The following is a 21135-nucleotide window of genomic DNA, read 5'->3' as shown; positions in this document are numbered from 1 at the left end:
GCTCCAGGCATCGGATCCGTCATTGTGCGACGCCCTCCCCCTACGAAAGTCGGGGGTGAACATCGCAGATCGTCCAGGGGAGGGCTCGTCCTGAACTACCTAGGATGACCAGGGTGAGCAGGAAAGAAGGTCGCAGGTGGGCTGCCTACGGGCGGGTGAGCCTGGTGTCCCTGTGCGTAGTGGCGGCACCGCTGAACGCGATGTCGCTCGGCGGCGGCGCTCCTCTCGTCGCAGTGACCCTCGCGGCTCTTCTGAGCGGCGTGTGCCTGCTCGTGCCCCGGCTCCGGTGGCCCGTGGCGCCTCTCGTGATCACCGTCGCCACCGCGTGGTGGGGGTGGCCGCTGCTTCCGCTGATGGTGCTCGCCCTGTTCGCGCTGGCCGTGGACCGCCGGGCACGGGCGGCGGTGGGATGTGCCGTGGCAGCGCTGGGGGGCAACCTCTTCAGCTACCGGAGCACATCTCTGTGGACGGCACAGAGCTACGCTTCCACGCTGCTCCTGCCGATACTGGCCGTCGTCGTCGGTCTGTGGCTGGGCAACCGGCGGCGTCTGCTGGAGGCCCTGGCCGCCGACGTCGAACACCTGCGGGTCGAGGCGGATCTCCGTGAGGAGGCGGCGCAGGCGGCGGAGCGGTCACGGATCGCCGCGGAGATGCACGATGTGCTCGCCCACCGACTGAGTCTGATCGCCCTGCACACCGGTGTCCTGGTCACCAGGAGCGACACACTGCCCGCCCCGGTCGCCGAACGGCTCGGGCTGCTGCGCGGCACATCGGTCGAAGCCCTGGCCGACCTTCGCGACGTCCTGGGCGCCCTGCACGACACCGCAGGCACGCAGTCCGGTGCCGGGCTCGCGCCCGTCCTCCGGGAGGTGCGGGAACTGACCGACGAGGCCCGCGCCGCGGGTCAACATGTCGACCTGGTCATCGAAGGCGTTCCCGGGCAGGCTCCCACCACTCACCGTCTGGCCGCCTACCGTCTCGTTCAGGAAGCGCTGACCAACGCCCGCAAGCACGCCGCCGGAGCCCCGGTCACCGTATGCGTCGACTACCGGCCCCCGGCCACTCTCGTCGAGGTCACCAACGCTCCCGGCACCCCCCGCACGGACACCGTCAGCTCCGGGTACGGCCTCGTCGGGCTGCGCGCACGTGTCACCGCCCTCGGCGGCCGCCTGTCCGCAGGGCCCGCAGGCGGCGGAGCCTGGCGCCTGACCGCCCGTATCCCCCACCCCACCGGCACCGGACAGAACGGCACCCCCACATGATCCGAGCCATGATCGTCGACGATGACGCCCTGGTCCGCCTCGGCCTGACCGACCTCCTCACCACGGACAAGGACATCGACGTGGTCGCCCAGGCCTCCGACGGCCTCCAGGCCATCGAACAGGCCACGGCCCACCGTGTCGACGTCGCTCTCGTCGACGTGCGCATGCCGGGCATGAACGGCATCACCGCCACGGCAAGGCTCCGAGCGCTTCCCCACCCCCCGAGGGTGATCACTTTGACCACCTTCGACCTCGACGAATACGTCTACAACTCCCTTGCCGCCGGCGCCGACGGATTCCTGCTCAAGGACACCGAACCCGCCGAGATACTGCGCGCCGTCCACCTCGTCGCCGACGGATCCGCCATGCTGCACCCCACCGCGGCCCGCCGCCTCATCGACCGCTACCACGCCGACAACCAGCCTCAGACAACCGCCGCCCAGTCCCTGCTCGGCCGCCTCACCCCCCGCGAGCGCGACGTACTCGCCCTCCTCGCCCAAGGCGACACCAACGCCGACATCGCCGCCCGTCTCGCCATGCGCGAAAGCACCGTCAAGGCCCACGTCAGCCGCATACTGACCGCACTGGAGGTCACGAACCGCGTCCAGGCCGCCCTTGTGGCCCGCGACGCCCAACTCGGCGGCTGACGGCCGGCTTGCCGTTTCCGGCGCTCCTGCGACGGTGCAGCAGTGAAAAAGCGGGGGGATTCCCCCTCCTTTCGGTGTCTGGATTACCCAGCAGCCAGACCGGTCCGAAGGCGGCAAACGCGCCTCGCGGAACGGGAATCTGTGGGTCAAAAATCCACTTCCCCTGAGATTACCGATAAGTTTCTGAATTTCGTCCGCAAGCATTAAAGGGCAGCCTGGCGCCCGTAGGTAATCGCTCAACGGGCCCGCAGGACGAAGGCAGCTAGTACTGCGGTACTAGTCGTCGGCGAAGGTTCGTCCCGGGGTGCCGGGGCCGGGCGGGAATCCGCTTCTAGTTTGAGACACGGGGCTTCCAGGCCCCTTCTCGTACCAATGTCTTCCCTGCTGGGAGTAACACCGTGGCTACGTTCCTCTACCGGCTCGGCCGGTTCTCGTTCCGGAGACGACGGCTCGTTCTGATGCTGTGGATCGTCGTCCTCGCCGCCATCGGCATAGGGTCCGTCAGCGTCGACAGCAAATCGTCGGACGCGTTCACTCTCCCCGGTACCCAGTCGCAGAGGGCGATCGACCTGCTGCAGAAGGAGTTCCCGCAGGCCTCCGCCGGCGGGGCCGCCGCGCGCGTGGTGTTCGAAGCTCCCAGCGGGGAGAAGCTGACCTCGGCCGCGAACAAGTCGCAGATCGAGGCGCTGGTCGCCGAACTGCGGACGGCTCCCCAGGTCTCGAGCGTCTCCGATCCGTTCCAGAGCCGCCAGGTCAGCAAGGACAGCACGATCGCCTTCGCCGGTGTGACCTACAAGGTCGCCCAGGCCGACGTCAGCGACGCGGCGCACGAGGCGCTGAACAAGATCGCGGAAGAGGGTGAGAAGAGCGGGCTCGACGTCAGCCTGGGCGGAAACGCCGTCAAGGCCAAGGAGGCCAGCAAGGCAGCCGAACTGATCGGCCTCGCGGTCGCCGCAGTCGCGCTGGTCATCACCTTCGGCTCGCTGCTGGCAGCCGGACTGCCGCTGCTGACCGCGGTTCTCGGCGTCGTCGCCGCCGTCTTCTGCATCACCATCGCCTCCTCGATCTGGGATGTCGCCTCCACCGCCTCAACGCTGGCGCTGATGCTGGGCCTGGCGGTGGCCATCGACTACGCCCTGTTCGTCGTCTCCCGCTATCGCAACGAAATCCGTGACGGCCACGATCCCGAAGAGGCTGCCGGGCGCGCCTTGGGAACCGCCGGCTCAGCCGTCGTCTTCGCCGGCCTGACCGTCGTCATCGCGCTCGCCGGACTGAGCGTCATCGGTATCCAGATGCTCACCTCCATGGGTCTGGCATCCGCCTTCGCGGTGGTGATGGCCGTCGTCATCGCCCTGACCCTGCTGCCCGCGCTGCTCGGATTCGCCGGCATGCGGATCACGAAGGGCAAACTGCTGACCCGCCGCATGAAGAGCCTGGAACGCGGCGAGGGCGAGGCCTGGGGCGTGCGCTGGGCGAAGCTCGTCACCGGTCACCCCGTCAAGGCGCTCCTGGTCTCCGTGATCGGGCTCGGGCTCCTCGCCATCCCCGCCATGTCACTGCGCCTGGCTCTGCCCGACGACAGCATGAAGGCGCCCGACAGCACACAGCGCCTCGCCTACGACACCATCAGCAAGGGCTTCGGGCCGGGCGTCAACGGCCCGCTCACCGTGGTCGTCGACGCCCGTGGCAGCGACGACCCCAGGACCGCCGCCGCCGACGCGGCCACCGCACTGGGCAAGCTCGACGACATCGCCTCCGTCCGCCCCGCCGCCTTCAACCAGGCCGGTGACGTCGCCATCATCGGCGTCATCCCGCAAAGCTCGCCCAGCAGCCAGGCCACCAAGGATCTGGTCTCCGCCATCCGGGACCAGAACAGCGCCCTGCACAAGGAGACCGGCGCCGAGCTGATGGTGACCGGCACGACCGCCGTCAACATCGACGTCAGCACCAAACTCGGTCAGGCGATGGTGCCCTACCTCGCCATCGTGGTCGGTCTCGCCCTCGTTCTGCTGCTGTTGGTCTTCCGCTCGATCGTGATCCCGCTCAAGGCGGCACTGGGCTTTCTGCTCAGCGTGGCCGCCACGCTCGGCGTGCTCGTCGCGGTCTTCCAGTGGGGCTGGCTCGCCGATGTCTTCGGCGTCAGCCAGACCGGGCCCATCGTGAGCGTCCTGCCCATCCTCCTCATCGGGGTGGTCTTCGGGCTCGCCATGGACTACGAGGTCTTCCTCGTCACCCGGATGCGAGAGGAGTACGTGCACGGCGCCGAACCCACCCAGGCGGTCATCGAGGGTTTCCGGCACAGCGCCCGGGTCGTCACCGCCGCAGCCGTCATCATGATCTCGGTCTTCTCCGGGTTCCTCCTCGACGACACCGCGCTCATCAAGTCGATCGGCCTCGGTCTCGCCTCCGCCGTCCTCTTCGACGCCTTCGTCGTCCGTATGACCATCATCCCCGCGGTCATGGCCCTCATCGGCCGCCGCGCCTGGTCGCTGCCCAAGTGGCTGGACCGCGTCATGCCCGACGTCGACGTCGAGGGTGAGAAGCTGCGCCACAAGCTGGAGGCGGAAAAGGCCGCGAGCACGCCGGAGGACCGCTCCGTGCAGACCGCCCGCGCAGAAGCCTTCGCCGCCGCCGCGAGCGGGCCGGTCGTCCGGTCGTCCGGCCGATCCACCGGGGAATCCCACGGCGGGGGCGCTGTCGTGGTCAGCGAACCGGCCGAGGCGGACACGCCGGCGGCACCGTCCACGCCGGAGCCCAAGGTCCGCGGACTGCGTGGCCGGATTCAGCAGCGCGGCTCAAGTACATCCGCCGCGAACGACGGGGACCCCGCATCCGAGGGATCTTCCGCCGGCGAACAACGCAATCCCCGTCGCACGGGGTTGCGCAAGAGGCTGTATCGCAAGAATTGACAGCGCGGACCCCGGTCCCGCTCCCGGCCCCGCCCGCCGGCCTCCACTCCCCCCGGGGCCCGGCGGGCGGTCCCCCACCGCACCGTGAAGGGCTTCCTCCCGTGACCGCATCGCACGCAGCCGCACCCACGCCTCACTCCGCCGAGGCTGCGGCACGGTTGCCGGAGCCCCTGACCAGCGACCCCGACCAGCGTGTCATCGTCTCGCTCATCACCCGGCTGGCCGGATGGCGCGCAGCCGACCGGGCCCATCCCGCGTTCCGGCGCTGGGGTGTTCCGGCCGCCTGCGCCGCGATGGGCGTCCCTTCCCTGCTCAACCCGGCCAACCATGCAAACGTGGTGGTGCAGATCGCGCTGATCGCCGGATTCACCGTGCCCTTGCTGTGGCGGGAGCGACGGCCCCTGCCGGTGTTCTGGATCACGACCGGGGTCTCCGTGCTCGCGCTCTTCCTGGGCGTCTTGAACGGCGCCGACTCCGCGCGTGTGGCAGCCCTGTTCAACGTGGGGCGCTGGTGCACGCCCCGTCAGTCGGTCATCGCCACCGGCGTGACGGTGGCGCAGCTCTCCGCGTGGGCCGCCGTCTTCTACACCGGCGGCCAGTTGCACTATGTGACCCGTCCGGAGGTGGTGACGTTCCTCGCCATGGTCACACTGGCGGCGTTCGCGGGGCTCGGCCTGGCGGGGAGGCTGGCCAACGCCTACATCGCCGCCCTGGAGACGGAACGGGACCAGCGGGCCCTCCTGGCGGCGGCGCAGGAACGGGCCCGGGTCTCCCGGGAGATGCACGACATCCTCGGTCACACCCTCGCCGTCATCGTGGGTCTCGCAGACGGCGCCGCCGCCCTGGCCGCGACCCGGCCGGAGCGCGGCGCCGAAACGCTCCGCATCATCGGTGACAGCGGTCGTGACGCTCTCGGGGAGCTGCGGCGTCTTCTCGCGGTCATCGGCGACGACGGCGTCGCTCGCAGCGACGCGCCGCTCGCCCCCCAGCCGGGTATCGCAGACCTCGAGGCCCTGCTGGACAGGTTCCGGGCCGCCGGCCCCTCCGCCGTCCTGCGCACCGAGGGTGACCTGAGCGGTCTGTCACGAGGGCTGCAGCTAGCCGTGTACCGCATCGTCCAGGAGGCCCTCACCAATACGCTCAAACACGCTGCCCTCGCGACGACCGTCTCCGTCACCCTTACCGCTGACGCGGAAGCCGTCCGCGTCGCCGTCGAGGACACCGGGCCCCCGCGGGCCAGGGGCTCCGACCGGCGGGGCAGCGGCAAGGGCCTTGTCGGCATGCGCGAACGCGCCGCCCTCTACCAGGGCGACGTCACCTCTGGCCCGAACCCCCGGGGCGGCTGGAGCGTCCGCGCCCGGCTCGTCCCCACCACCCCCGGCATCCCCGTCACCCCTTCGGAGAGTCACCCGGCATGACCACCGTTCTCATCGTCGACGACCAGACACTGCAACGCCTGGGCTTTCGCATGCTCCTGGAGGCCCAGTCCGACATGACCGTCGTGGGCGAGGCCACCAACGGCAGCGACGCCGTCCGCCTCACCGCCGAACTGCGCCCCGACGTCGTCCTGATGGACGTCCGCATGCCCGGCATGGACGGCATCGAGGCCACCCGCAGGATCGTCGGCTCCGGCGGCCGCTCCCGGGTCTTGGTCCTGACCACCTTCGATCTCGACGAGTACGCCTACGAAGCCCTGCGCGTCGGCGCCAGCGGGTTCTTCCTCAAGGACGCCCGCCCCGACGAACTCGTCGTCGGTATCCGCGCCGTCGCCGCCGGCGACTCCGTCATCTCCCCCGGCCTCACCCACAGACTGATCGACGCCTACACGACCCGGCTCGCCGGCCGTGACGCCGAGCAGGAACGCAGGCTGGCGGAGCTGACCGAACGCGAGCGCGAAGTGCTCGCCGTCATTGCGACCGGCGCCACCAATGCCGAGATCGCCGAACGCCTCCATCTCGCCGAGTCCACGGTCAAGTCCCACATCAGCCGCATCCTCACCAAGATCAGCGCCCGTGACCGCGTCCAGGCCGTGATCTTCGCCTATGACGTCGGTCTGGTCCGTCCCGCCTGAGCGAGCCGTACCGCTGCCCGCATCTGCGCGTCCATCGGGCGCGCCATCGCCCCCCGTCCCCTGCCGGTCCCACCGGTGCCGCTTGTGACACCTCCCCGGTGCGTGTCGTCCCGACACGCACCGGTCCCGGCCCGACGGTCGGGCATCCGCACCACAGACAGGACACAGCTATGGGATCGTTGGCGCGCACCGGCATGGCCGGAGTCATCTCCTGCGGCGTACTGCTCGTCGTCGTCGCCGTCGTCGGGAACGACGGCGGGGACAGTGGCACGCAGAGCCGCCCTGCTCCGGCCGTAGCGGCCGTGCGGGGCCCTTATGTGGCTCTGGGTGACTCCTACACATCCGGCCCGGGGATACCTGACCAGGACGCAGACCCGGCCGGATGCGACCGCTCCAGCCGCAACTACCCGGCTCTGGTCGCAGAAGGGCTCGGCGTCAAAGGAGCCGACTTCCGCGACATGAGCTGCAGTGGTGCCACCACCGCGGAGCTCACCACAGCGCAGTCCACCGACCAGGGCACCAACCCCGCTCAGCTCTCCGCCCTCAGCACGAAGACCCGCCTGGTCACGATCGGTATCGGCGGCAACGACATCGGATTCAGCTCGATGATCACCAAGTGTGTCACCACCGGCGCCCTCTACAAGGCGGCCGACAACCTCACGTCCGTGTCCGAACAGGATCCCTGCGCGCGCAGCTACCGCTCGAACAGCGCCGACTCGCCGCGCGAGAAGATCAGGGCGACGGGGCAGCGCCTCGACCGCGTCCTGGACGAGGTGAGCCAGCGCGCGCCGAAGGCCCGCGTCTACGTCGTGGGCTACCCCTCCATTCTTCCGGCCGACGCGTCAACCTGTGACGGGAAGATTCCACTCGCCCCGGGCGACGTGACGTTCCTGCGCGAGCAGGAGGAGCAGCTCAACACCATGCTCCAGCGGCGCGCGGAGGCCGGCGGCGCCGTCTACGTCGACACCTACAAGCCTTCCGTCGGACGCGACGCCTGCTCACCTGCGGACACGCGCTGGATCGAGCCGCTCGAGCCGAGCAGCCCGGCGGAGCGTGTCCATCCCAACGCGCGCGGCGAGCGCGGCATGGCCGACGCCGTACTCAAAGCCGTCGGAGCCTGACCAGACGCGCACGACTCCGGGCGCGCTTGTGAGCGGCACGTGCGCCCGGTCCGCACCGGCATCCGTGGGGACGGGCAGGCCGGTGCGGGTGAACGGCCCGGCCGTGACTGTTCGCCTCCCAGCGATCCGCGGCCGGGTCTTCGCCCTCGGCTCCTCCCCAGCACGTTCCTCCCGACCTGGAGAGTTCCCGCTATGGTCACGGCGCGCATCGTGAGCGAGCAGACACTCCAACGCCTGTGCTACCGCGTACTCCTAGAAGCACAGCCGGATCTTTCCGCGATCGGGGAAGCCGCGAACGGCGCCGAGGTCGAACGGCTCGCTGCCGATCTCGCCCCCGACGTGGTGCTCCTGGACAGCCGTGCGCCGACCGCGCAGAGCACCAAGACCATCGGCCGCATCGCCCTGCCCGGCCCACGGCCGTCGCCGTCCGCTCCGCCGGGACGGGGCGCGCCACCCGTTGTCGTCGTCACCGACGCCTACGCCTACGCCTACGCCTACGCCTACGCCTACGCCTACGCCTACGAGCATGTCTCAAAAGTCCTCACCGTGCGCGAACGCGACGTGCTGGCCGCGCTCGCCTCCGGAAGGAACACGGCGGAGATCGCCGAGCGGCTGCGCATCTCGCCCAACACCGTGAAACCCCACATCAGCAGCATCCTCGCCAAGATCGGCGCGAACACCCCGGTCCAGGCTGTGTGTTCACATACGAAACCGGCCTGGCGCGGGCTTCCTGACGCCGTACTCAACGACACCTCCAGTCGCCATCCCAGAGGAAGAGGCCATGCACGTTCTTCTCGTCGAGGACGACCCGTACGTCGTCGGCCCTCTGCGGCGCGGCTTGGCCCGTTACGGTTACGACGTCAGCTGGGTTTGCACCGGCGAGGCCGCCCTTGCCTCGCCCACGCTCGACCTGGTCCTACTGGACCTCGGTCTTCCGGACGTCGACGGCCTGGACGTCTGCCGCGAGCTACGGGCCCGCAGCGATGTACCGCTCATCGTCATCAGTGGGCGCGACAGCGAGGTCGACAGGGTCGTCGGCCTCGAACTAGGTGCGGACGACTACCTGGTGAAGCCCTTCCTCATACGCGAGCTCATCGCCCGGATGCGGGCAGTCCATCGCAGACACCCCGGTGGCAAAGGCGTGGCGGTCGCTCCTCGCCTTGAGGTGTACGGGCGCGTGGCCGTCGACCGTCGCGCGCACCGCGTCTTCCTCGACGGCACCGAAATACCCCTGCGGCCAAAGGAGTTCGCTTTGCTGGTCTTCCTTTCGGACCGGCTGGAAGCCTTGGTCACCCGGGAGGTGATCATGGACTGCGTCTGGGACAGCAATGGGTTCGGCTCGACCAGGACACTGGATGTACATGTGGCAGCACTACGCGGCAAGCTCAAGGACGCGCTGGCTATCGAGTGCGTGCGCGGGGTCGGCTTTCGGATGGTGGTACGCACTGCCCTCCCGTCGGCGTGAATTCGTGCGCCAGCGCCGGCTGGTTGTGCCGCGCGCCCGCTTAGCGGACCGGACGCGTCCGTGCCGACCTCCTCCCGGAGGCTTTGCCACATCGGGTCGGCCTGACACCGCCGCGTGCCTTCGCCGCGTGAAGCGGCTGGAGGCGAGTGTCATCACCGGCTACCGCGCGATGATCGATCCGATGAGCACAAGCCCGTCGCTGGAGGTCATCTTCGACGTCGACACCCCAGGCCGGCGACCGCAGCACGATCGAGGCGACGGTCGCCTCACGGGACAAGGTCACGGAGTGCCGCCGTTTTCCGGCCGCCGGACTGCTTCCTGCGCGTCGCCGTCCGCGACCATGCCGAGTCCATCGTCATGCGCAGGTCGAGTGAACTTCCGGCAGTTCTGCGGGTGGTCTCTCACCTCACCATGAAGAGGATCGAGAGCATCTGATCGCGAAACGCGCGCCGACACCTCCACCGGATGTCCTCCTCACTGCTCGGGAGCCGCCGCCGAGCCGTGTGCCGTGGGGGTCGGTTGCCTGCGTTCGAGCACCCGCCGTCGCCTTCTCACCATGAGGACGACCCCCACGACGGCGACCAGGACCAGAACGGCGGCCACCGGGCCGCCACGGGTGAGAGGGTTCTCGGCAGACATGGCGGCGGCGTATCCCAAGCCGGATTCGGTCGCGGCCCACAGGCAGGCCGCGCCGATGCTGTAGGGGGCGATACGGAGATAGGGAAGCCGGAGCGCCCCTGCGTAGTGGGGGACGAGGGTGCGGGCGAACGGCAGGAGACGTGCCACGAAAATGGCTCGTCCGCCGTGACGTGACATCAGCGTTTCGGCCCGCTGCCAGGCGGCGTCGGGAATCCGGCGGCCCGCCCGGCTGCCGCGCAGTTGTCCGCTGAGCAGCCGGCCTGTGCGGTAGCCGAGGAAGTCGCCTGCCACCGCGGCGCCGGCGGCGGCGACGACCGGGAGGAAGTCGAGGTGGTCGGTTCGAGCCAGCGCACCTGCGGTCGCCAGCAGGATGAACGAGGGGATGAAGACTCCGACCAGCAGGACCGACTCGAGTAGGACGGCGGCGGCCAGCATCGCGTAGGCGGATGACGGTGCCAGATGACCGAGAACGACGGACAGGGCGCTCACCGCATACCCCCATCGGATGAGGGGGCCACGGGAAGGAAAGGCCTCTGCAGACGCCAGACGTGGGCAGAGCGCAGGTTGGCCCACACCGTCCAACGGCGTGTGGCGTATCTGCGCCGGTAATCGGCCAGGATGTCGTCCGCCGCCGCGCGCTGGCGTCGCCCGGCCCGCGTCCGGCCTCGGCGGGAACCGAGGTAGCCGATGAGGGTCAGGGTTCCACCAGGGCTGAGTAGTTCCATGTACCGCGACATGATCTGCTCTACACGGGAAGGAGCGAGGTTCGTCAGTGGCAGCCCGGAGACGATCACGTCGTAGCGCTCGTCAGTGCTGAAGTCCTCCAGAAACGTCTGATGCACCGTCACCCGCGTGGGGCTGCCCGCCAGGTCTGGACAGGTGTTGACCAGCCGCCACAGCAGGGTCGCGAGACGTGGGTTCGCTTCCACGACATCCAGACGGCTGTCCGGGGGCAGCCGGGGAATCAGCGCCTGGGTGATCGCACCAGTTCCTGCTCCGACCTCCAGCACCGAGAGCGGCCGAGGCGCCAGCCATATCCGATCCGTCACAGCGCGGGCGAGGGCCTTGCCGCTGGGTGCGATTGCACCGGTCATCCGCAGATCGAGGGCCGCTTCGACCAGGAGCGCCCAGCCCCCGCCGTGGCGCGGGACCTGGACATGGTCGTCGGGGATGGTCCGAACGTTCATGGGTTCGACGCTAGAAGCCGGCGCCGATCTTCGAATCCGCCGTTGTGCGACAGCCTGCCAATACCAAAGTAGGCGTGAAAAACAATACTTTGCCCCTTAATGGCATAGTGGTCGCACAAATCGAACAGCTTCGACGCCGTCGCCGAAGCTGTCTTTCCGAGTTTGCGGGGCGGTCAGGCCTTGGTGCTCAGGGCGTGCCGTACAGCCTGGGGGGCGAGCCAGACCCCGTTGATCGTGATCGTGGGCAGCGCGCTCCTGAGCCTGAGGTAGGCGGCATCGCTGACCTCGACGCCGTCTCCCGAGACGGTCAGATAGGTCAGGCCGGTGAGTGCGGCCAGGCTGTCCACGGTGTCGTCGTCGGCCGCCGTGTTGTAGAGGCTGAGCCCGGACAGCTGTCGCAGCCGGGCGACTTCACGGACTCCGGCCGGTGTGACCTTGGGGGCGGTGATGGTCAGGTCTTCGAGCGCGGTGAGCGGGGCCAGGGCGGCGATGCCGGCGTCGGTCGTCTCTGTGAGGCAGATCCCCAGGTCGAACAGGTCGGTGAGGCCGGCGGCGACCTGGGCCAGTCCCGCGTCGGTGGCCTGGTGTGTGTCCAGATAGAGGCTGCGCAGGCCCGGCGCGTCGGCGAGCAGCGCCAGCCCCGCGTCGGTGACGCCGTCCGCGCACAGGTAGAGGCTGCGCAGCCGGGGCAGAGCGGCCAGGTCGGCGACGACGCGGTCGTCGGCTTCGGGCGTGTCCAGCCGCAGTTCGTCCAGTTGGCTGAGCGCACGCAGGGCGCCGTCGTACGCCTCGATGTCGATCAGTCGCTTGGTGTAGATGGCGAGCTTGCGCAGCCCTGTCTGGGTCGCGATGTCGGCCAGTGCCGCGGCGCTGACCTCGGGCGCCTGAACGACCAGCTTGTCGATGCCGTCGGCCGGGAGCCGGCGCAGGAACGTGAGGTCGATGGGTCCGGCCGGCGCGTCGCCTTCGGTCGGAGGGTGGACGAAGAGCCAGACGACCCGGCCGGCGGGCACCTCCACGACGCCTTGCGCGGCGATCAGTTCGTGATCGTCGGGAAGCCAGCCGCCGAACATGGCCAGCTTGGCCGTCACTTCGTCGGGGAACTCAAGCCGCCGAGGGCCCTGCGCCGTCCAGCCGGGAGGCGTCGGGTCGAGTCCCTCCCGCTCGCGTGGTCCCTCAACGGCGCTCACGCCCACCGGGCGGGCCTCGATCAGCGGCCTGAGCTGGGCGAGCAGTTCCTCCTTCGGCCAGGCGCCGACGATCTTCGCGAGCAGATCGCCGCCGTACAGCAGAAGCAGCGTCGGGGTGCCGGCGATGTCGTAGGCCGTGCGTACCGCGGGCGCCTGGTCGTGGTCGATCTTCAGGACTCGCAGGCTCTGGCCGAACTCGGCGGCCATCTCCTCGACGATCGGCTCGAGCATCTTGCATGGGCCGCACCAGTCGGCGGAGACGTACAGCAGGACCGGGACGGGTGAGGAGGCGACGACGGCGTCGAGTTCCTGCTCGGTGACGGTGACGAGGGCATTCGGGCTGGTCAAGGCAGATCCTCCGTGTATTTGGTAGCGGTCAGGAAGAGACAGGGGCCGAGTGGTCGCTGCGTTCGATGGCGGCCACGCTGCCGCCGAGGTAGGCGTCGGCGACGCGCTGGTCGGCGCGGATCTCGGGCCCGGTGCCGCAGCACATGACCTCACCGCTCGCCATCACCGTGACGCGGTCGGCGAGGGACATGATCAGCGGGATGTCGTGCTCGATGATCACGAGCGTGAGCGCGAATTCCTGTTTGAGGTCGCGCAGGAGGACGCCGAGTGCCTCGGTGTCACGCTGGGCAATGCCGGACGACGGCTCGTCGAGGAGCAGCAGTCTCGGCCTGAGCGCCATCATGCAGGCGAGTTCGGTGATGCGCCGGGTGCCGGTGGACAACTCCCGGATGGTCTTGTGCCGGTGGTCGCCGAGCCCGAAGTATCCGATCAGTTCGTCCGCGGCGACCCGGCGGCCACGCGCGGTGCGGTCCGCACCGAGCACGGAGGTGGTGACCGAGGTGGGCCGGTGGCGTTCCAGGGTGAGCGCCAGCACCTCCCGCACGGTCATGGTCGGAAAGAGCGCCGAATCCTGGAACGACCTGATCAGACCGAGCTCCGCACGCCGTTCCGGGGCGCGCTGCGTGATGTCGACGCCGGCGAAGGTCACCGTGCCGGAGTCCGGCCGTAGGAATCCGCTGAGCATCTCGAACGTGGTGGTCTTGCCCGCGCCGTTGGGTCCGATCAGTCCCATGGTCTCGCCCTCGACGATCTCGAGGGTGACGCCACGTGCGGCTTTGACCCCGCCGAAGCTCTTGACCAGCCGGTGGGCGGTCAGCAGCACCTCGCCGGGAGCTCGCTCGCCGTTCGTCGGCTCACGCCACGCGAGTGGCGCGGACGAGGTTGCGGGCGTTCGTGGCTCGGGCAGTGTGGCTGGCTGGGGCCGGCCCGCCGGGGAGGCCGGGTCGTGGTGGATGCCGTGGAGACGGCCGATCCAGAGGGCGATCCAGTCCCGCGCGGGGCGCAGGGCCGAGACCAGTCCGCCGGGCAGGCAGAGTGCGACGACGAGCACGCCGGTGGTGGTGGCGGTGGTCGCCAACCCCGACGACGGCATGATCAGCGGCACTCCGACCACCCACAGGGCACCCAGGAGAGCGCCGCTGAAGGAGGACAGGCCGCCGACGATGAGCGCCAGCGCGACCGCGATCGACAGATCCGGCGTGAACGTTCCGGCGTCCAGGAAGAGCTGGTAGTGCGCGTACACGGCGCCGCCGAGGCCGGCGAGCAGTCCGGCGACGAAGAACGCCTGGACGCGCACCCGTGTGGGGTGCACCGTGAACGTGCGTGCGGCGGCCTCGTTGTCCCGCACCGCCCGCAGCAGTCGGCCGAAGCCGCCCCGCCACACGTTGTGGGTCAGCAGGAGCACGACGGCGAAGACGCCGGTCGTGTAGAGCAGGTACGGCTCCCCCGGGGTGAGGGCGTGACCGGCGATGACCGGCTGGGCCGGGGTGACGCCGGTGCCCAGCGCCCAGGGCTGCGGCAGGATCACGTCGGAGAGGAGTACGGCGAAGCAGAGCGTGGTGACGGTGACCATGAGTCCCCGGGTGCGCAGCGCGGGCAGACCGAGGAGGAGTGAGCAGGCGCCCGCGGTCAGGGCTGCCGCCAGCAGACCGAGAGGGAAACTGGCGGTGTGGGCCACGACGTAGTAGGAACTCACTGCGCCGACGCCCGCGATGGCGTACTGACCGAGGGTCAGCTCGCCCGCGAGACTGGTCAGGATGCCTGCGGACATCGCCACCATGGCTCCCGCAAGTACCGCGGTGACGTTTACCGCCTGTGCGCCTGAGGTCAGTCCGAAGGCGACCATGCCACCGACAGCGGCGAGCAGTACCAGCTTCCCGCCGTGCCGTACGAGCCACAGCACGGCCAGGTGCGCGGGAAGCGGTGGCATCGCCGCCACGCCGGTCCAGCTCCCCTTGGCCTCCTCCCGGCCCGCGGTGCGCCGTTGGAGGGTCAGGGCGACGAGCAGGATCACGAAGATGACGACTTCGGTGGCCTGGGAGTCCGGGCTGTTCCACAGCATGACCTGCTGGATGACGCCGAGGAGGATCCCTGCGGCCATGGCGCGGGGCAGACTGCGCATCGCGCCGACCACCGCTGCACTCAGGGCCGGCAGGAGCAGTACCGGCGTGGTGGTGTCTCCTGCGGTGGCGAGACTCATGGTGAACAGGGTGGTGACGGTGGCGATGATGCCGGCGATCCCCCAGGCCAGCGTGGACATGCGGACCTCGGAGATGCCCGCCAGGCGCGCCGCGTCGGGGTTGGAGGCCACGGCCCGGATCGCCACGCCGTAGCGGGTGCGGGTCAGGAACAGGGTGAGCGCGCCCACCATCAGGGGGCCGGCGATCAGGAGCCCGGTGTAGTCCTGGGTGACGAGCAGTGGGCCGATGAGGAACTGGGGCAGTCCCGTGGGCAGTGTCGGGGCGCGCAGGTCGCCGCCGGCGTCCCGGGCGGCACCGAGGAACTGCGTTCCGCCGGAGGCGAGCAGTACACCGGCTCCGATCGTGGCTGCCGTCACCATGCCGCGCGGTGCCTTGGCGAGTCGGCGGACCACGCCCAGGTTGACTGCCGAGCCCGCGGCGAATCCGAGAGCGCCGCTGAGCACGAAGGCGATCCAGTAGGGAAGCCCGGCCACCTGGGTGAGCAGGGGCATGCTCGCCGCGGCGAAGATGCCGGTCTGGGGCAGTGCGAAGTCGATGACCTGGCTGGTGCGGAAGACCAGCACCAGGCATACGCCCAGCAGTCCGTAGCCGATGCCGATGATCGCGCCGAGGACCAGGACGTATGGCGGAGTGGCGTAGCCGAGCAGTCGGGCGGCGGACAGGCCGGCGGCGAGCACTGCGGCGCAGCCGAGTGCCCCGCGTGACCAGAGGGGCAGGCGGCCGAACGAGCCGGCGGCCCTGGCTCGCGACATCATGCTTTTGCTCCTTGCCCGGCCGCCGTGCCGGTGGCCGTTCCCGCGAGGTAGACCGCGCGCAGCAGGTCCGTCTGTTGCAGCAGGTCCCGGCAGCTGCCGTCGAACCTGATCTGGCCCTTCTCCATGAAGTAGGCGTGTTCGGCCAGGTTGAGCGCGACGTTGACCGACTGCTCGACGAGCACCACCGCGGTGCCGCGCCCGTTGATCTCCCGGACCATGTCCATCAGCTGGCCGACCACAGCCGGTGCCAGGCCCAGGGAGAGTTCGTCGATCAGGAGCAGCCGCGGGCGCAGGATGAGCGCCTTGCCGAGGCCGAGCATCTGCTGCTGGCCGCCAGAGAGCGTGCAGGCCCGCTGATTGCGCAGATTGGCGAGCGAGGGGAAGGCGGCGAACACCTCGTCGAGGGCCGCCTCCCGGGCCCGCCTGGATCGGTCCGCCGTGTATCCGTAACAGCGCAGGTTGTCCACGACGGACAGGTCACCGAAGACGGCCTTGCCGCCGGGGACCTGGGTGATGCCCAGGGTGGTCCTGCGTTCGGCGTCGATGTACGTGATGTCGTGGCCGCGGTAGCGGATGCTGCCGCGGTCCGGGAGGCCGAGACCGCTGATGGCCCGCAGCAGAGTGGACTTGCCCGCGCCGTTCACACCGAGCAGCGCCACCATCTCGCCCTCGTCGACTGCGAAGTCGACGCCGAACAGCACTTGCGTCTGGTCGTAGGAGTAGTCGATCCCCCTGCATGCGAGGGTCGGCAGGCGGCCGCCGCCGGCGTGGATGCGCTCGACGGTCTCCTCCTCGATCACCGCGTCGATCATGCTGTTCATGTCCGCCTGGACGTGCCGTCCGGCGCGCATGCTCAAGCCGATTCCGATGGCCGGCGGCAGCGCTCCGAGCGCGACGGTCAGCTGGAGGCCGATGCTGTCGGTGAGCCCGCCGATGAGGACCGTTCCTGCGATGGCCCCGCCGAGCGCGAACAGCGCCGAGATCGCGCCGACGTGTGCTCTCAGGTTCGCCGGCACCAGCGAGAGTGTCCCCACCTGCATCGCGGGCCCGCTCAGGCCGCCGAGTGACGCGCCGAGCAGCGCCAGGGTGGCCATGAACCCGACGGTCGGGGCGAATACCTGCGCGCTGTTGAGAACCAGGCCCACGAGGGACAGCGCGCCGGAGGCGTAGAAGATGTGCTTGGGGTTGCGCTGGAACATGCGGTCGCCGACGGGGGCGAAGACCGCGAAGGAAAGGAGTCCGACCGCGGCGGTCGCGCTCTGCAGCAGCGCCCGCTGCGAGGCGTCCATGTTGAACCGGTCGGTGTAGTAGAAGGTCAGGTACGTGGACACCGGCATGGCGACGGCGGTCACCATGCCGGAAAGGAACAGCAGCCGCATCGACCTGATCGTCAGAACACGCCGCAGCGCCTCGAAGATCGTGAGTTTGGGCGGCTCGACGGCGCGGGTGCCGTCCCCACCCGCGCCGAGGCGCTCCCGTACGGCCGCGCGGATCTGCTCGGTGTCCCTGGTGCCGTACCCCGGGTCGCGCAGCCACAGCGAGAGCAGGAAACAGAGCATCGACAACGCGGAGATCACCAGGAAGGACCCGCGCCAGGTGAGACCCAGCGGGCCGGCGAGCAGGGCGATGACCGCGGGCGCGGCAAAAGCCGCGGCCGTGGTGGCCATGGTGAGCACGGACACCACACGCACCCGGGCCCGCGGCGGGTACAGGTCGACCATGAGCGATCCGCTGACGGTGTTGTTCGCCGCCGTGCTCGCGGAGTCGACGACGATGACGCCTGCGAGCATCAGCGCGCTGGGGATGACGGCCGTGTAGCCGGTCAGGAGGCTCCACAGACCTGCCGAGACGAGCATCACCGTCGCGCGGGCGGGACGGTTCTGCACGAACCTGGCCACGGACAGCGGAACGACCAGCACGAGGGCCTGGGTGATGACGCTGATGACGGTGAAGAACTCCGGGCCGAGGCCGAAGGTGCGCGCGATGTCCGGCTGGAACACGCCGAAGGCCTGGCCGTGCAGCATCTGGCTCATCCCGAGCAGGAACAGCGCCAGCATGGGGTAGAGCGGGGCCTTCTCCTCCCGGAGCATGCGCAGCAGCGGGCGCTTGTCGACCTCTCCGTTCACACCGGCGATGGCCTTGCCCTGCTCGGCCATCGCCGCGGTGGAACGTTCGATCTCCTCGGCGAAGACGGCGACGGAGAGCGTCTTGGGTCCGGCGGCGGAACCGGCGGTCGGGGCGCTCACGAGGCGTCTCCGGCGACCGTGAAACTGACCGTCCAGGAGGACTCGCCCATGCGCTGGCCGGCGCCGTCGACGAGGATGACCGTCAAGAAGTGTGAACTGCTGTGTGCCACCCCCGACGTGGGAACAGCGTTGATCGTGTAGCTGGTCCGCGAGGTGACGTAGACATTCAGGTTCTCCGCCAGAAAGGCGGCGTCCGGACAGTTCTCCACCCCTACACAGGCATCGTTCGTGACGAGCGAGGCCAGGCTCTTGCCGGGTGCTACCGGGTACCTGTCCAGCAGAATCGCGTAGTACCCGGCCCCGCTACGCACCGGACTGCCGGGTTCCACGGCGGTGAAGTCCCGCATGGTCCAGTCGACGGTGAACGGTAGCCTTACCGTCTCCTCGTTGTGCGGGCTGACGATGGTCATCCGCTTGTCCTGCCTGAAGCTCATCTCGGACGGACTGGCGCACCCGGCGCTGACGGCCAGGACGCAACTCAGCGCCAGCGAGGCGCCGGCCGTGCGGCCGCGAGGTCGTCTCCCCACGGATTCCTCCTGCCTCAGGTACTAGACATGTGAACAGATCGGCACTCTACTCAGCCAGGATCAAGCAATGTTGCGGCATTGTAAATATCAGTTACACCACTTGTTCTGACCAATTTCTCTGCCTGATATTGGCAGCACGGCGATGCGCGCCGAGGACGACGGCCGCGGCAGCGGCACGGGAACCAGCCAGGAGGAACCCTTGATACCAGGCAGCTCACGCAGCATCGCCATGGCGGCGGTCGGCATGGTCACGGCAGGAGCGCTCGTCGGGTGCTCGGCGACATCCGCCGGCACCGACGACAAGACCGCGCCCGGAGGATCCGCAAAGCCGCTCGCCATCCCCGCGACAGACGGGCCCGGCGTGACCACGGACACCGTCACCGTGGCCGACAACGGCTACTTCGCGCAAAGCGCGGCCGTGTACAAGGCCGTGATCGCGGCCTACAACAAGGACGGCGGGATCGCCGGCCGCAAGATCGTCCTGGCGGAGACGCCGACGGGCAACGCGTCCGCCACGGCCAGTCAGACCAAACAGGCGCAGGCCACCTGTGTGGCCTTCGGCCAGCTCAAGAACAAGGTGTTCGCCCTGCTGAACGAACCGAACTCGGCCACGCTGGACAGCTGCCTCAACAAGCAGGGCACGGTCGTGCAACTCGGCTCCGGCGGCCTGACCGGGTCGACGATGTTCAAGGACGCCCCCTACACCGCGGGCGCCGGGTCACTGACCAACACCAGGCTCGCCGAGAGCTGGCCCGCCGTCCTGGAGAGCTCGGGCTTCCTGGCCAGGAAGGACAAGGTCGCCGTCGTCTCGGACGGGCTCAGTGACGACGACCAGGTCGCGAAGGACATACTCGTGCCGAAGCTGGCCGAGGTCACCGGGACCGGCCCGGCGCTGTACGCGATCGACAGCAACTCCCAGGACGTGAACGCGCTCAAGGCCCAGGGCCTGAGCATCGCCCTGAAGCTCAAGAAAGCGGGGACCACCCGTGTCGTCTTCTTCGGCACGGGCTACGCCTTGGGCCAGGTCCTGATGGGCGGCGGCGCACAGGGCCTGGAGGCGCGATACGCGATGATCGGCTCGGGCTTTCCGGCCGGCAACGGCCTCACCGCCGCCATGCAGCAGGCCACGACCGGCTATGCCTGGAACCTCACCGACTACGGTGTCACCGCCGCTCAGCAGAAGACCGTGCTGGCGGGGAACGCCGCGGCCGACACATGCCTGGCCATCCTCACGAGCGCCCGCCTGGACGTCGCCCAGAACGCTTCGACCGCCCTCGGGGTGTGCGACTCGCTCAACCTCCTGAAGGCCGCGCTGGAGGCGAGCGGCAGCAAGCACATCAACAAGGAAGCGTACGTCGCCGGCCTGGAGAAGCTCGGTGACTTCAAGTCGCTGACCACGTTCCGGAGTTCCTTCGCGGACAGCCGGCGCGACGGCGTCGCCGCGATCCGCAAGGTGGCGTACTCCGCGTCCTGCAAGTGCTTCCAGTACACCGGATCCGACCTCCCCGTCGCGGGGTAGGGTCTGAAGCACCCTGATTCGCGTGCTGGTCATATCAGAAGGAGAGGTCCATGGACTCGGGCAGTGGTGGATCGATGAGCGAGCGCGCGGTCAGCGAGATCCGTCAGCGCATCATCCACGGCGATCTGGCACCGGGCACCTCGTTCTCGGAGGGGGACGTCGCCGAACGGCTCCAGATGAGCAAGGCACCGGTGCGGGAGGCCCTTGCGGTGCTGCGAAGACTGGGCTGGGTCGAGGTGATCCCGCGGTCGGGCTACCGGGTCCCCCCGGTCACCCTGCGCGGGATGCAGGACCTCTTCCAGCTGCGTCTGTGGCTCGAGCCGGAGGCCGCCGCCCTCGCAGCGAGGCACTCAGTCCGCCGACTCGAGCAGATCACGGCGCTGCGGGAATTCTGCGACCGGGAGGAGGGAGGGGACGGCCAGGGCGACCCCGCCCTCTGGCTGACCGACCACTACCGAGCGCACCGCCGCATCGCCGTGCTGAGCGGGAACGCCGAGCTCGAGCGAGTGCTCGACGACGTCCTGCTGAAGATGCAGCGCTACCACGCCCTCGATCTGATCAGCCCAGCACCGGGATCCAGAGGCTCACACTCGGGGCACCGCGCGCTCGTGGACGCCATCGCCTCCGGCGACTCCGCCGCCGCCAGGGAGCTGGCCGTGCTGCATGTCGGTGAGGCCCGCGACCGGGCGGTCGCCGCCGTCCTGGACAGCGAGGCGCTGCAGGCCGTCGACCTGACCTCGCTGAGCCCGCCGCCCGGGCAACGCGAGCACACGTCCCAAGTACGCTCCGCATAGCACGATTCGGAAGGTGTGAGCATGTCGACTCTCCCCACACCGGCCCCCGTCCCGGCGGAATCCGACGGGAGGGTTCTGGCCCCCGTTGTACCTCTCCGCGCGGCGGGCGCGCGGCCCGCCGGGGCCAAGGCGGAAGGCCAGGACGCCTGTCTTCGCATCCGGCCCTGGCGTACGACCGGTCGGCTCGACTGCCTGTCCGACCTGGACTGCGATCCGGACAGGCTGTGCGTGGACAGCGAATGCATCTGACCCGA

16 protein-coding genes and 1 pseudogene are annotated in these 21135 nt (G+C 69.4%); 11 read left to right on the top strand and 6 right to left on the bottom strand.

Features of this window, described 5'->3' with window-relative positions:
- Positions 1–113: 113 nt before the first annotated feature.
- The 8 genes and pseudogenes from ABZT06_RS39910 (at position 114) to ABZT06_RS39875 (ending at position 9475) form a co-directional block, all read left to right on the top strand.
- Positions 114–1262 carry a histidine kinase gene (locus ABZT06_RS39910; protein WP_355752514.1) on the top strand — a complete coding sequence of 383 codons (1149 nt, stop codon included), beginning with the start codon at positions 114–116 and terminating at the stop codon, positions 1260–1262.
- A complete protein-coding gene (locus tag ABZT06_RS39905) occupies positions 1259–1909 on the top strand; it encodes a response regulator transcription factor (protein ID WP_355752512.1) in 651 nt (216 codons plus the stop codon). Before ABZT06_RS39910 ends, ABZT06_RS39905 begins: the two co-directional genes overlap by 4 nt.
- A 398-nt stretch (positions 1910–2307) precedes the next feature.
- Positions 2308–4818: an MMPL family transporter gene (locus ABZT06_RS39900; protein ID WP_355752510.1), complete on the top strand. Its 2511-nt coding sequence runs from the start codon at positions 2308–2310 to the stop codon at positions 4816–4818.
- Between the two features lie 101 nt (positions 4819–4919).
- The gene (locus ABZT06_RS39895) at positions 4920–6236 is read left to right on the top strand and encodes a histidine kinase (protein ID WP_355752508.1); all 1317 of its coding nucleotides are present in this window, start codon (positions 4920–4922) and stop codon (positions 6234–6236) included.
- The gene (locus ABZT06_RS39890; protein WP_355752506.1) at positions 6233–6889 is read left to right on the top strand and encodes a response regulator transcription factor; all 657 of its coding nucleotides are present in this window, start codon (positions 6233–6235) and stop codon (positions 6887–6889) included. The genes ABZT06_RS39895 and ABZT06_RS39890 overlap by 4 nt, the downstream gene beginning before the upstream one ends.
- 170 nt (positions 6890–7059) lie before the next feature.
- On the top strand, positions 7060–8010 hold the full coding sequence (locus ABZT06_RS39885) for an SGNH/GDSL hydrolase family protein (RefSeq protein ID WP_355752504.1): 951 nt from the start codon (positions 7060–7062) through the stop codon (positions 8008–8010).
- Between the two features lie 192 nt (positions 8011–8202).
- Positions 8203–8649, top strand: a pseudogene (locus ABZT06_RS39880) (LuxR C-terminal-related transcriptional regulator); the annotation flags it as partial.
- 142 nt (positions 8650–8791) lie between these two features.
- Positions 8792–9475, top strand: a complete 684-nt coding sequence (locus tag ABZT06_RS39875; RefSeq protein WP_355752502.1) for a response regulator transcription factor — start codon at positions 8792–8794, stop codon at positions 9473–9475.
- A gap of 474 nt (positions 9476–9949) precedes the next feature.
- Here the strand turns inward: ABZT06_RS39875 and ABZT06_RS39870 are convergent, their stop codons facing one another.
- From ABZT06_RS39870 to ABZT06_RS39845, 6 genes are all read right to left on the bottom strand, one after another.
- Entirely contained in the window at positions 9950–10603 is a 654-nt protein-coding gene (locus tag ABZT06_RS39870; RefSeq protein ID WP_355752501.1) for a DedA family protein, read from the bottom strand.
- Positions 10600–11301, bottom strand: coding sequence for a methyltransferase (locus ABZT06_RS39865; RefSeq protein ID WP_355752499.1), 702 nt, complete (start codon positions 11299–11301; stop codon positions 10600–10602). The genes ABZT06_RS39870 and ABZT06_RS39865 overlap by 4 nt, the downstream gene beginning before the upstream one ends.
- Before the next feature lie 173 nt (positions 11302–11474).
- On the bottom strand, positions 11475–12839 hold the full coding sequence (locus ABZT06_RS39860; RefSeq protein ID WP_355752497.1) for a thioredoxin domain-containing protein: 1365 nt from the start codon (positions 12837–12839) through the stop codon (positions 11475–11477).
- Between the two features lie 28 nt (positions 12840–12867).
- Complete coding sequence (locus ABZT06_RS39855; RefSeq protein WP_355752495.1) at positions 12868–15795, bottom strand: ATP-binding cassette domain-containing protein; 2928 nt, start codon at positions 15793–15795, stop codon at positions 12868–12870.
- Positions 15792–18041, bottom strand: coding sequence for an MFS transporter (locus ABZT06_RS39850; protein WP_355752493.1), 2250 nt, complete (start codon positions 18039–18041; stop codon positions 15792–15794). The genes ABZT06_RS39855 and ABZT06_RS39850 overlap by 4 nt, the downstream gene beginning before the upstream one ends.
- Positions 18038–18568 carry a hypothetical protein gene (locus ABZT06_RS39845; RefSeq protein WP_355752491.1) on the bottom strand — a complete coding sequence of 177 codons (531 nt, stop codon included), beginning with the start codon at positions 18566–18568 and terminating at the stop codon, positions 18038–18040. Before ABZT06_RS39845 ends, ABZT06_RS39850 begins: the two co-directional genes overlap by 4 nt.
- A gap of 199 nt (positions 18569–18767) precedes the next feature.
- Between ABZT06_RS39845 and ABZT06_RS39840 the strand changes: the two genes are divergently transcribed.
- Genes ABZT06_RS39840 through ABZT06_RS39830 form a run of 3 tightly spaced genes read left to right on the top strand, consistent with a single transcriptional unit; the run spans position 18768 to position 21130 of the window.
- Positions 18768–20087, top strand: coding sequence for a hypothetical protein (locus ABZT06_RS39840; RefSeq protein WP_355752489.1), 1320 nt, complete (start codon positions 18768–18770; stop codon positions 20085–20087).
- A 50-nt stretch (positions 20088–20137) separates the two neighbouring features.
- Positions 20138–20881 carry a GntR family transcriptional regulator gene (locus ABZT06_RS39835; protein WP_355752488.1) on the top strand — a complete coding sequence of 248 codons (744 nt, stop codon included), beginning with the start codon at positions 20138–20140 and terminating at the stop codon, positions 20879–20881.
- A 21-nt stretch (positions 20882–20902) separates the two neighbouring features.
- Complete coding sequence (locus tag ABZT06_RS39830; protein ID WP_355752486.1) at positions 20903–21130, top strand: hypothetical protein; 228 nt, start codon at positions 20903–20905, stop codon at positions 21128–21130.
- Positions 21131–21135: the final 5 nt, after the last annotated feature.

The sequence above is a fragment of the Streptomyces sp. NPDC005483 genome (genome assembly GCF_040606035.1).
In the GTDB taxonomy this organism is placed as follows: Bacteria; Actinomycetota; Actinomycetes; order Streptomycetales; family Streptomycetaceae; genus Streptomyces.
The sequence above is the reverse complement of the archived record's forward strand: the minus strand, read 5'-3'. Positions and strand labels throughout refer to the sequence as shown.

Bases quoted from the DNA above. Each gene is read 5' to 3' on its own strand.
- ABZT06_RS39875 (WP_355752502.1), top strand. From the start codon at position 8,792: ATGCACGTTCTTCTCGTCGAGGACGACCCGTACGTCGTCGGCCCTCTG.
- ABZT06_RS39830 (WP_355752486.1), top strand. From the start codon at position 20,903: ATGTCGACTCTCCCCACACCGGCCCCCGTCCCGGCGGAATCCGACGGG.
- ABZT06_RS39865 (WP_355752499.1), bottom strand. From the start codon at position 11,301: ATGAACGTTCGGACCATCCCCGACGACCATGTCCAGGTCCCGCGCCAC.
- ABZT06_RS39855 (WP_355752495.1), bottom strand. From the start codon at position 15,795: ATGATGTCGCGAGCCAGGGCCGCCGGCTCGTTCGGCCGCCTGCCCCTC.
- ABZT06_RS39835 (WP_355752488.1), top strand. From the start codon at position 20,138: ATGGACTCGGGCAGTGGTGGATCGATGAGCGAGCGCGCGGTCAGCGAG.
- ABZT06_RS39885 (WP_355752504.1), top strand. From the start codon at position 7,060: ATGGGATCGTTGGCGCGCACCGGCATGGCCGGAGTCATCTCCTGCGGC.
- ABZT06_RS39890 (WP_355752506.1), top strand. From the start codon at position 6,233: ATGACCACCGTTCTCATCGTCGACGACCAGACACTGCAACGCCTGGGC.
- ABZT06_RS39905 (WP_355752512.1), top strand. From the start codon at position 1,259: ATGATCCGAGCCATGATCGTCGACGATGACGCCCTGGTCCGCCTCGGC.